Annotated in this window: 13 protein-coding genes and 3 pseudogenes; 5 read left to right on the top strand and 11 right to left on the bottom strand. The window is 44.6% G+C overall.

From position 1 onward, the window contains the following. Positions 1-125: 125 nt before the first annotated feature. From C6H66_RS25785 to C6H66_RS02860, 5 genes and pseudogenes are all read right to left on the bottom strand, one after another. Entirely contained in the window at positions 126-275 is a 150-nt protein-coding gene (locus C6H66_RS25785; RefSeq protein ID WP_160297049.1) for a hypothetical protein, read from the bottom strand. 48 nt (positions 276-323) lie between these two features. Continuing rightward, a complete protein-coding gene (locus C6H66_RS02850; RefSeq protein ID WP_046397631.1) occupies positions 324-806 on the bottom strand; it encodes an SAM-dependent methyltransferase in 483 nt (160 codons plus the stop codon). Beyond that, positions 794-937 carry a tautomerase family protein gene (locus tag C6H66_RS27570; RefSeq protein WP_422615624.1) on the bottom strand — a complete coding sequence of 48 codons (144 nt, stop codon included), beginning with the start codon at positions 935-937 and terminating at the stop codon, positions 794-796. Before C6H66_RS27570 ends, C6H66_RS02850 begins: the two co-directional genes overlap by 13 nt. Next, positions 920-1,500 (bottom strand): annotated as a pseudogene (locus C6H66_RS02855) (winged helix-turn-helix domain-containing protein); the annotation flags it as partial. The gene C6H66_RS27570 and the pseudogene C6H66_RS02855, both read right to left, overlap by 18 nt. 161 nt (positions 1,501-1,661) lie before the next feature. Further along, positions 1,662-1,838, bottom strand: a pseudogene (locus C6H66_RS02860) (IS1 family transposase); the annotation flags it as partial. Between the two features lie 11 nt (positions 1,839-1,849). Between C6H66_RS02860 and C6H66_RS02865 the strand changes: the two are divergent. After that, a pseudogene (locus C6H66_RS02865) lies at positions 1,850-2,050 on the top strand (transposase); the annotation flags it as partial. A 134-nt stretch (positions 2,051-2,184) separates the two neighbouring features. Here C6H66_RS02865 and C6H66_RS02870 read toward each other — a convergent pair. The 3 genes from C6H66_RS02870 to C6H66_RS02880 form a co-directional block, all read right to left on the bottom strand. Beyond that, positions 2,185-3,426: an ATP-binding protein gene (locus tag C6H66_RS02870; protein WP_105394760.1), complete on the bottom strand. Its 1,242-nt coding sequence runs from the start codon at positions 3,424-3,426 to the stop codon at positions 2,185-2,187. A gap of 529 nt (positions 3,427-3,955) precedes the next feature. Continuing rightward, the gene (locus C6H66_RS02875) at positions 3,956-4,426 is read right to left on the bottom strand and encodes a hypothetical protein (protein ID WP_105394761.1); all 471 of its coding nucleotides are present in this window, start codon (positions 4,424-4,426) and stop codon (positions 3,956-3,958) included. Beyond that, positions 4,426-4,923: a hypothetical protein gene (locus C6H66_RS02880; protein WP_036812604.1), complete on the bottom strand. Its 498-nt coding sequence runs from the start codon at positions 4,921-4,923 to the stop codon at positions 4,426-4,428. The genes C6H66_RS02875 and C6H66_RS02880 overlap by 1 nt, the downstream gene beginning before the upstream one ends. A 637-nt stretch (positions 4,924-5,560) precedes the next feature. On the opposite strand from C6H66_RS02880, the gene C6H66_RS02885 reads away from it, so the two are divergent. Together C6H66_RS02885 and C6H66_RS02890 are read left to right on the top strand one after the other, a co-directional pair. Then, the gene (locus C6H66_RS02885) at positions 5,561-6,436 is read left to right on the top strand and encodes an alpha/beta fold hydrolase (RefSeq protein WP_105394762.1); all 876 of its coding nucleotides are present in this window, start codon (positions 5,561-5,563) and stop codon (positions 6,434-6,436) included. Between the two features lie 23 nt (positions 6,437-6,459). After that, positions 6,460-7,974: a flavin-containing monooxygenase gene (locus C6H66_RS02890; protein WP_248000596.1), complete on the top strand. Its 1,515-nt coding sequence runs from the start codon at positions 6,460-6,462 to the stop codon at positions 7,972-7,974. Between the two features lie 77 nt (positions 7,975-8,051). Here the strand turns inward: C6H66_RS02890 and cynS are convergent, their stop codons facing one another. Continuing rightward, positions 8,052-8,522, bottom strand: coding sequence for a cyanase (gene cynS, locus C6H66_RS02895; protein ID WP_036812599.1), 471 nt, complete (start codon positions 8,520-8,522; stop codon positions 8,052-8,054). 51 nt (positions 8,523-8,573) lie between these two features. Next, positions 8,574-9,209, bottom strand: coding sequence for a carbonic anhydrase (locus C6H66_RS02900; protein ID WP_105394764.1), 636 nt, complete (start codon positions 9,207-9,209; stop codon positions 8,574-8,576). Positions 9,210-9,422: 213 nt separating this feature from the next. Here C6H66_RS02900 and C6H66_RS02905 point away from each other — a divergent pair, with 213 nt between their 5' ends. Together C6H66_RS02905 and C6H66_RS02910 are read left to right on the top strand one after the other, a co-directional pair. Beyond that, positions 9,423-9,734, top strand: a complete 312-nt coding sequence (locus C6H66_RS02905) for a type II toxin-antitoxin system HigB family toxin (RefSeq protein WP_105394765.1) — start codon at positions 9,423-9,425, stop codon at positions 9,732-9,734. Next, the gene (locus C6H66_RS02910; protein WP_046397624.1) at positions 9,731-10,150 is read left to right on the top strand and encodes a helix-turn-helix domain-containing protein; all 420 of its coding nucleotides are present in this window, start codon (positions 9,731-9,733) and stop codon (positions 10,148-10,150) included. Before C6H66_RS02905 ends, C6H66_RS02910 begins: the two co-directional genes overlap by 4 nt. 38 nt (positions 10,151-10,188) lie before the next feature. Here the strand turns inward: C6H66_RS02910 and C6H66_RS02915 are convergent. Beyond that, on the bottom strand, positions 10,189-10,534 hold a 346-nt coding region (locus C6H66_RS02915), incomplete at its 5' end, for an RNA-guided endonuclease InsQ/TnpB family protein (protein WP_105394766.1).

Genomic DNA, 10,534 nt, shown 5'->3' on the forward strand with positions numbered 1-10,534 from the left:
TTTCGACTGGCGAACCACTGATCCAGTTTGACCAGATGGACGCCCGCCGCTGCGCTTTGTATTCCAGTTTCTTGATGAAGCCATGCTAGCCCGCATCCCCGATAGCGCGAGCTATATGGTGATTCTTAATCATAGGCCTGAAAGGTGTCTGCATCACTGAGAATATCCCCGTGATTTGAGGTCACATTGATATTGTACTCGTGGACCGGAATATTGAGTTCTGGATTGTTGTGTAACAATGTTTCTAAAACAGTCGGATAGGCCATGCGCGTCATGATGATGCTCCTCGAATGTCAGTGATGATTCAGGGCATGAATCACTCGTTAGTCATAGTACTGTGCCATAATGGCCGATATCCATGCGGGCTCACGTGTTTCTGTTTGTGGCTCAAAGGCTTTCATGTAGGGTTTGATGTCGATCACCGGTGTGCCATCAATGGCATCAAGGGCTTTGACGGTTAAGGTCAGCCCATCACAGACCAGCAGTTCACAGCAAGACACCCCCAGACGATTGGGGCGCGCTTTGGCCCGTTGCCCGAAGATGCCGACTAGCGGCAGCTCCGTCTGACCCCGCGGGTGCCTTGCACCGGTGACGATTTTTTCAGCAGGAACTTTGTGCATCGCAAACACGATTATCAAGTGAGAAAACTCACTCAAACCTTGCGTCGCTGCCGGGGTGAACTGGTTGCTATCGAGCGTGATGGTTGAGATCACGCTGCCCCAGAAATCGTCTTGAGTGGTCGTTCTCTCATTTCTCACCCAGCCAATCGGGTGTAGGGTGAATACAGTTGTATCTACTGGTTCCATAGCTGCCCTCTTACGAATAAATGGTCAGGATGCACCTGATCGACAACGATATAGATCTCATCCCGGTTGACGCCAAATACCTCAACAATGCCATTGGCAACACTGATATCGGCCAGATTCAGGGCGTCCATCAGGTTCAGACGGGTACAGCTTCCCGTGGTTTTCACCGCAGTTTTCTGGCCTTTGCGCACCAGCCATAAGCCAGTTTCGTCCCCTGCGTGGGATGGACGCCATCAATGAACAGGATGGGCCCATTGCTGTTCCGCATTGAACCTGTGTGGCATGCTGGTCGGTTTTTTATCACTGAATCCATGTGGTGCAGCCATTTATTCATGCCGGGAACAATGTAACTGATATCCCACCCTTCTTTGACAAGACGGATAACCGCCTGTGTGGTGGGCAAAAGATTCGCTGTCAGATAAGCAATAAGTTCCTGAGTCTGTGTTTCGCTGATATGGCCTCTGAGAGCCGCCATTTTCGAGCTTCAGTGCTTCAGTTTGCAGTGATTAAGGTAATCGCTGATATGACGATTAACGGTCGTTTCATAAGACGCAGGGCCTGAGCGATCATCACTGAACTCCAGCCCTCAGAGGCCAGCAGGACTGCTTTGATGCGATCACTCTCTCTTATCACGGCAGGTGTTATGGAGGTGTTCAAGTTCGGCTTTTTGCTCATCGGTAATGAATATTTTCATGACTGATACCATGAACCTCATTTGGGGGAAAATCAAGCAGTTTCAATGTGCACAGGTATATACCGAATGTAATCAAGTAAAGCAGTGCATCCTTAATTAGTCAAACTGAATGCAATGCGTTATATTGCTATACAAATGAATTATTTCTCCAACTAGTTGATTCAATAGCAATACTCTCTTTCGATAAACGTACCAATCACTTTTTCGTGCATAGATTCTAATTTGGAAAAGCCAATCGTTTTTCTCGCTAACCTCTTTAACTGTGTCCGTAAGGTGAGATTGGTTCGCTCTATCCTCTGTATGTAACGTTTTCCAACAACATGCTTCTCAGAGGGTAGAGGCCGAGTAGACGATAGAACGTAGTTTTGCGGATGCGAAGCAGCATCATGGGTACCGCTATACCCGTTTCCGTGGGTTACTGAAAGTTCAGATCCAGTGTCTGCTGGTGGCAACAACCCAAAATATCAAGAAGATAGCATTGTTGGTCACGATGCTTTGTTGTTTTTATCTCTGGAGAGCGAGCCTTTCATTGCAGGAGAAGCGAAAATAACGCCTTGTCGGACAATTAAACCGGTTTAATGAGGAAAATGGATGGCATTATGATTCCTAATGAAAGGAACAAGCCTCGTTATTTTCAACGAGGTTTGTCAGCGGTCTGCCACGTCCTTTAGGACGTGGTGGATATCAATGTCCCCAAAGCGCATTCATTGGTACCGCAAATGTGTTCGGTATGTGGCTAATTGGTAAGCAATTATTACCGGTGTAAAGTAAGATGCCACCCTGCCAATCCCCATCAACCAGTGAAGCTAATCTAGCCAATCCCATACCGTCTTTCGGCTGTATGCTAGCCGCTTTTTTAACTTCAACCCCCCAAATTTTTCGACCATCTTCAATAACCAGATCAACCTCAACCTGATCTTTATCACGATAGTGGGAGAAGTACAGTTCATGTTCACTCCAGCCCGCTTGGCAAATCAATTGTTGCACCACAAAGCTTTCAAGTACTGCACCAAAATCATTACTAAGGTTATGCCAATCGTCGACTCTCAGATTATTTAAAGCACAAGTCAGACCCGAATCCACCACATGAACTTTAGGGGCTTTTATTAAACGCTTGGCTTGGTTTTTATGCCAGGCCGGTAAGCGCCTCACTAAGAACAAGCGCTCTAGAATGGTGATGTATTTATCCACGGTTTCTCGCTGAAGACCCAGATCTTTCGCCAATCCACTGATGTTCAATAAGTTACCAGTACGCAGTGCAAGAGTCTTGATAAGTCGCAGTAATTCATCTTCATCTCGAATCGCTGCAATGTCTTTTACATCACGTTGAATAATGGCGTTGAGGTACTGCTTATGCCACTGACGTGCTCGCGCCTCACTGCGCGTATTCGGCTCTGGATAACCGCCTTGTACTACAGCTTCGACTACACCTTCAATGAGGATTTGTTCCCCTTTGATTGAAGGAGAGATTTTGTTCGTGATCAGCTGTTCGAGTAGCGATGTTGGACTATGCTGCTTTTCTTGTTCAGAAAGTGGCTGTAAATAGATCACCTCGACACGACCTGCCAATGATTCCTGTACTCCAGGCAGCAACAGCAAATTAGCTGAACCGGTTAGTATGAACCGTCCCGGTTGACGATGAATGTCTATAGTTGCTTTTAAGGCAGGTAAGATCTCCGGCACACGCTGTACTTCATCCAGTGTGACACGTTCTGGCAAGCTTTGTACAAATCCGGTGGGATCGGCTTTAGCTGTGTTAAGCAAAGTACTGTCATCGAAAGTTAGGTAAGCCCGCCTAGGCTCTAGAGATTTCGCCAACGTTGTTTTGCCGACTTGGCGAGGACCAAGCAGACACACCACTGGTGTATCAGCCAATGCTGCCTTGAGCTGTGGTGCTATGTATCTTGGGTGTAGTGTGTTATTCAAGGTTGTTCTTTTATGTTCAATGTAGAGAATGAAGCTTAAATTGCTCCGTCTATTTGTTAGCTATGCTATCGTCCAAATGCTGGTTTGTACAGCGTCTATTTGCTGGCTATCACATCGTCCAAATGCTGGTTTCGATAGCGTCTATTTGTTGGTTTCCTTTCCGTCTATTTGCCAATTTCTGACGTTCTTACACGTCAATCAAAACTTTTCCCTTGGGCTTAAAGGCCCGACTGTAACGAAAAACCAGGGTAATTGGAGGAATAAATCCAATAATATCAGACGGTAGAAGAATCGACGCCAGCGGACTTAAAAAGCTTACTGTAAAGCTGTATTGGTGGGGATAGCCCCAATTTTGTATTCGCAAAACTGGGGCCGAATATCTTTCGCTTTATGTCGGTAAACTGAGCACCATGACAAGATGGGAGAAGAACCGTCGACTAGCTACGCTTTGGAAGCTAATTCACAAGTAATAAACTGTCAACATAATAATAGCAGTTTAGCCACCAAGAATTTATTCAGATCTTATAACCTAAACCGCCTTTCCCATTTTTATCGAAAATGCATTTATGATTGAGATAACAATTGCACACAAACTGGGTAGCAGTTGCATAATAAAACCCAGAATAGTCCCGTTGTTTGCGGTCAGGTGATGATGAGCTTCGCCTCCCATAGCAATTTGCATAAAAACGGAGTTTGTCAGGTAAGCATAAACCAAACCGCAAATCCCTGTAACCAGTAGAAAGCTGATGAGCGTTGCAGTCACCGCCCCCACTCCCTGAGGTAATCTTCCCCTGATTGAATTGATGGCAAGCGCGGTCAGGCAACCCGGAGCAAAACCCCATCCTAATATATACCAAATAGCCATTAACCCTTTCAGCGCAGTATTGTGCGCCATTTCCAGAATATCAGCGCGCCACAATATAAGATTCAGGCATGCAGCCAGCACAGCCAGGAATACGGAAATGGCAAAGCTATTGGGCAAACTCGACTTTTTATTCACTAAAACACCTTAAGATAAGCAAGGAATCTTGCACCTTTCACAGAGTTAAGCAGGAAGCTGCCCAGAATGCCTGCAATCAGTGCAGCAGTGTATCCTTTAATAAGGAACAACAACGGCATGTCTATTGAACCCCAGTAATTCAGCCCAACGTTATGGTCCAATCCCCAGCAAAGCGTCTGGCAAACACTAAACAGCAAAGTACTACTCACTGCGGTCATGATATAAGCTCCGGTACTTCCGGGGGTCAAACGAGATGAAACTAAGTAAGTCAATCCCCCAACGGCAGCTCCCATACCAATACCGCATAAACCAAGCGCCCATACGAGACGCCATACCAAGGGGCCATTATCGGGAAACAAAATAAGCCCCATTAAAAGAAATCCAGCCTCTGCGATAAAGCCCAGAGCAATAAATAGCTTAATTGTGCGTATGGCACGTTTTTCACCTTCAGCTATCGCATATTGTTGATGTTGTTCATTCACGATTCGAGTAGACATTTTTCATCTCCTGAACAGGTGTGTTAAATATCCGATGATGTCATTCAATTTTATCTCTCTAGAGCAGACTACACACGCTGATGAATTGTATAAACCAAGTCAGGCGTTATAGCAGAATGCTGTCAGAGCGAAAAATACTTTATAAAATATTTAGGAAAATGATTTCTGGTGTATTACTGATAACTCTTAACTATATAAATTATCAATCAATAACATCCAAGAAATAGATAAATAAAATTATTTAACAATGCAATCACATAAAAAAAGTGATGTAATCACTATGGTATGAGGATGAAAATCTGTCAATGTGAAATAAGAAATCAATAATACAACCCCAAACATATTGATTATAATGCATTGATATTTATAGCATTACCTCCAGAAATATTCATAGCTTAATTAATAGATTTCAACTTATTTTTTCTGCCTGCAATATCGCAAAAATACAATAAATAAGACCTAATATTGGGATTTATAATAATAGAAATATTCAATCACGACACTATTTTAGTTTTATAATTTGACAATAACTCTATACTTAGTTATTAATTTAACTAAGCAACCAACAAGATAATTGTTTAATTATCTATATTTGGTCTCCTTATAACCTATATCTATCAGGAGATATTTAATTACCATGAATAAATCCGAGCAAAAATTTAATATCAACGAAAGTGTCATCAACGTAGATGGAAAAGAGGTAAAGTTCTTCACATCCCAACCTCTCGATCCAATTAAGAATAACGCCAATAGAAATCCTATCGTCTTGGTACATGGCACTGGCGGCAGCACAGAGATACATTTCGGTTATCTCTTTCAACTGCTTGCCACGGAAAATAGAGTTATATCCCTGGATTTTTCTCAACCAGTAAAAGCAAACGAAACGCTTACCCTTGAACATCTTGAAAAGCAGGTCGAAGCCGTTATTGAGGCAGCAGCGTTGGGAGAGACTGTCACATTGATAGGTTACTCTCTGGGAGCTGTCGTTACTGCTTCTGTTGCCGCTAAACGTCCTGACCTGGTTGGTAATTTGGTTCTGATCGCAGGATGGATGAAAACAGATTTACAGTTAGAACGATTTTTATCTGTCTGGCATCAGTTATATGAGATCCAATCACCTGCTATTGCAGACTTTGTGATGTTTTGCGCTTTCAGCGGCGCCAGTCATGTGAATATGTACCCAGATCAGTTTGCAATCAGCTTCGAAAATGCCATACCAGGGGAATTTGAAGCGTTACAAATGGGCCTTAATGGCCGGGTTGATATCACTCAAATTGTTCCTACGATAAAAGCCACAACGCTGATTATTGGCTGTACGCATGATCAAATGACGCCCATCCGCCACAGCAAAGCTCTGTTTGGCGCAATTCAGGATGCACGCTTTACAGAGATAGAGTGTGGACATGCGGTCATTTATGAACGTCCTGCGCAGTTGATGCAGGTTATTGACCAATTCTGCGCGAACCCTTCGTTTTATCCTGCCGGAACTATAATCCCTTCAGAGTTGCCATAATTCCGTTGATCCTCTGGAGAACTATGATGAATAAGAGTACACCAGACATAGATATATCACAGGTCACAGATACAGAGATTATTATTATCGGCTCCGGCTTTGCCGGCCTTGGTATGGGAGTTCAGCTTAAGCGGCAAGCTCAGCAAAATTTTCTTATTCTCGAACGTGCAGATGATGTAGGAGGCACCTGGCGCGATAACACTTATCCTGGCGTAGCCTGCGACATACCTTCACATCTTTACTCTTACTCATTTCGTCCTAACCCTGACTGGTCTCACGTTTTTTCGCCCGGTCATGAGATATATGCCTATCTTCAAGCCACAGCCAAGGATGAAGGATTATTGCCTCATATTCGTTTTGGCGCCAACGTTGAAAAAGCCTACTGGGACAACCAAAAAGAGCGCTGGATAGTTATCACCGCCAAGGGAGTTTTCAGTGGGCAATTCTTGATAGCAGGCACCGGGCATTTAACAGATGAAAATCTGCCACAAATCGAAGGTCTGAGCAGCTTTACCGGGGAAATTTTTCATTCAGCCCGCTGGAAACACCATATCTCTCTGCAAGGTAAGCGAGTAGGCATCATCGGATCAGGTGCTTCAGCAACTCAGCTAGTCCCTGAAGTGGCTAAAAGTGTCTCTGGACTCGTTATCTTCCAGCGAAATGCATCCTATATCATTCCACGTCCTGACCGAAGTTATTCTGATATTGAAAAACAGACTTTCCGACGCGATCCAAAGTCTATTCGTGCAGTTCGTTCAGATATATTCTGGCACTTTGAATCGCTGTATCCAGCTCGCCGTTCTATTCCGCAATATGTTGCAATATTAAAACATATAGCCTTAGATCACCTTGAACAGCAAATTCCCGATCCAGAGTTACGCGCAAAACTCACTCCGAGTTATGAGCCTGGTTGCAAAAGGATTTTGATTGCAAACAGCTATTATCCCGCTCTTCTTCGGGATAACGTTAAACTCGAAGCATCAGCCTTGCAGCGCGTAGATGGACAAAATGTAGTCTCAGTAGCCGGCAACAGTTATCCGCTTGACGTGCTGATCTTTTGTACTGGTTTTCAAACCACCCAACCACCTTATACTCGCCTGGTTCATGGCCGTGATGGTCTCAGCCTTGCTGATCACTGGTCCCAAGGCATGGAAGCTTTTGCGTCAACCACAGTGACTGGTTTTCCAAACCTGTTTATTATCAACGGGCCAAATGCGACGCTTACTCATAACTCAATTATTTACATGATTGAATCTCAAATAGAGTACATTCTCGGCGCGATTGAATACAGCAGGAAAAATAACAATTACATACTTGAGGTTTCTCCCGAAGCTCAAGATCGTTATTTAGCTGAATTACAAAAGCAGATTAATGGTACGGTATGGGTTGGAGATAATTGTACAAGCTGGTACCGTGATTCCCGCAATAAGCGCCTAACATTAGTATGGCCTGATTTTGCTCATTCATTCAGGGAGAAAAACGGCAATTTTGATCCCACTCCCTATACGTTTTATACAAAAACCGAAGTGGCTAGTTAATAAACTTTAATTTGAAACGGCAGGAGGTTTGTCTCTCAAATTCAAACCTCTTGCCGATGCCAGCAATTACAATGACTTTAGAATGGCTTAGTCGGCAAATACTTCCCATCTAGCGTAATTACAGCGCGTGAACCGCCATTAGGATCATCGACCTTTTTGATATCAAGTTTAAAGTCAATCGCACTGATAATGCCATCACCAAACTTCTCGTGGACAAGCGCCTTAAGCGTTGAACCGTAAACTTGCACCATTTCATAGAATCGGTAAATAGTCGGATCTGTCGGCACACCTCCGGGGATACTACCGCGTACAGGGATAGTTTGCAGCAGAAGGAAAGCATCTTCGTCAAGTTCAAGTCGGTCAACCACAATCCTCGCAGCATCGGCGGGCAAAGGATGTTGGCCGAGCAGTGCTGCGGTGACGAATGCGAGACTCAGACCGGTTCCTTGTGCGATATCTTCAAATGTCAAATTTTTGTGTGTTTTGGCGTCGATGATAACATCGGTCAGGGCCTGACGGGGAGTTTGGGAGTATTGAGATTGTGTCATAATGATTCCTTTGGATTAATAAGCTATTTAAATACCGTGGTAAGACACGAATTACGTTGCAGAAACATGCGGATAGTCCGCAAGCGAAACAAATTGGCCGACCAAGCCGTCTAGAGCATCGATCGAGCCAGACTCTATGTCGTAAATCCAACCATGTAGATTCAAGTGTCCCTGTTTCAGCCCGAGCGCTACGGACGGGTGGGTCTTGATATTAGCAATTTGAGCGATTACGTTTTCACGCGCCATCGAATCAAGTCGAGCAATCTCACTAACGTGCGCACGTGCCTGATTAATCGCTTTCGCAGAATCTGCATGGCGCAACCAACTTGTAATCGCGGGCAGGTGATCCATACATTTACAGGTTGCAATTGTGGTCATGGCGCCACAATCTGAATGTCCGCAGATCACTATATCGGTGACTCCAAGCACAGCGACCGCATACTCAACGGTAGCGGAAACACCGCCAGATTCTGCGCCGTACGACGGAACGATGTTACCCGCATTGCGTATCACGAACAGATCACCTGGCTCACGTTGGGTCAGAAGCTCTGGAACCATGCGGCTATCGGAGCACGCAATAAACAAAGTACGTGGATTTTGGCTGGTGGCAAGCCGCTTGAAAAGCTCACAGCGTTTTGGGAATACCTCACGCTGAAATTGTAAAAAGCCTTCAATAATATCCTGCATGTCTTCACTCCATCGTGATCGATAAGAAAGCGGATGGATAAAGAATGAACGAGTTTATCTATAGCGTCAAAGATCGGATTACTATCATCTCTATAGTATTTTCCAATAGTTGATTGTCGTTCTGCGGCGACGTCTTTGTTTTTGTTGTTTACATTTTGTAAACGGAAAATGATGACGCTATAGTGTTTACATGATGTAAACTGAGTGAGTGACATGCACGTTATTTCCAAAGATCCATTTGAGAAAGCTGCTCGCGATTTCCCAAATGATGCAGATGCAATTATTGCAACGTATAAGCAGTTAAAAGAAAAAGATTTTGAGAACCCTGTGGAATTACGAAGTCAGTTCCCCAGTCTTGATAATTTCAAGTACAGAGACAAATGGTGGGTAATAGACATAGGTGGGCAAAACTTACGAATGATCGCCTATATAAATTTCGTTAATAAACGCCTATATGTCAATCACATAGCCACTCATGCAGAATATAACAAATTAACTAAGCAGTATCGGGAGACGAAAGAATGATTGCAGAACCTACCAAAGCACTTGAAGCCACAAAGGTACTGGTAGCCGCTGTTCCCTTCTTAGGGAGCTGCACTTCCGAGGATGCCTATAATGACGCGCTGGCAATGGTGGATTACCTCATTGAGCACGATGATGAAAATCCACTGATTGACTTTCTAGCCACTAAAATCGCTGAGTATGAAAACAACAATGAACGCTTTGCTGCATTTAATAAAGCAGTGGATGACATACCAACCGGTGTAGCAGCGCTGCGTGTGTTGATGGATCAATACAGGCTCTCTTACTCAGACCTGAAAGAAGAAATTGGCTCCAAATCACTTGTCAGCCAGATTCTATCTGGTAAGCGCTCATTAACGATTGCGCATATTAAAGCGCTTTCCAAGCGCTTCAACGTAAGACCGGATCTATTTCTGTGACTACTCCCCGCCGTAAAAACGGCGAGGCTTCCCACTTCTCAGGCCGCCACCGTCTTTATGACGGATTTACGCTGGCCTCCGTGGGCAGAGACGACGAGTCCCGCCGCCTGTAATTCTGTTATGCCCTTGCGCTGGATGTTGAACGCCGCATTGATATCGCGGTCATGTTCGACTCGACAGAAAGGGCATTGCCAGAGCCGCTTACGCAGCGGCATTTCCAGCATTTTGTGACCGCAGCAATGGCAGGTTTTCGAACTGGCGAACCACTGATCCAGTTTGACCAGATGGACGCCTGCCGCTGCGGCTTTGTATTCCAGTTTCTTGATGAAGCCATGCCAGCCCGCATCCCCGATAGCGCGGGCAAGGTGGTGATTCTTCATCATG

It is taken from the genome of Photorhabdus hindustanensis, assembly GCF_002968995.1.
GTDB lineage: Bacteria > Pseudomonadota > Gammaproteobacteria > Enterobacterales > Enterobacteriaceae > Photorhabdus > Photorhabdus akhurstii.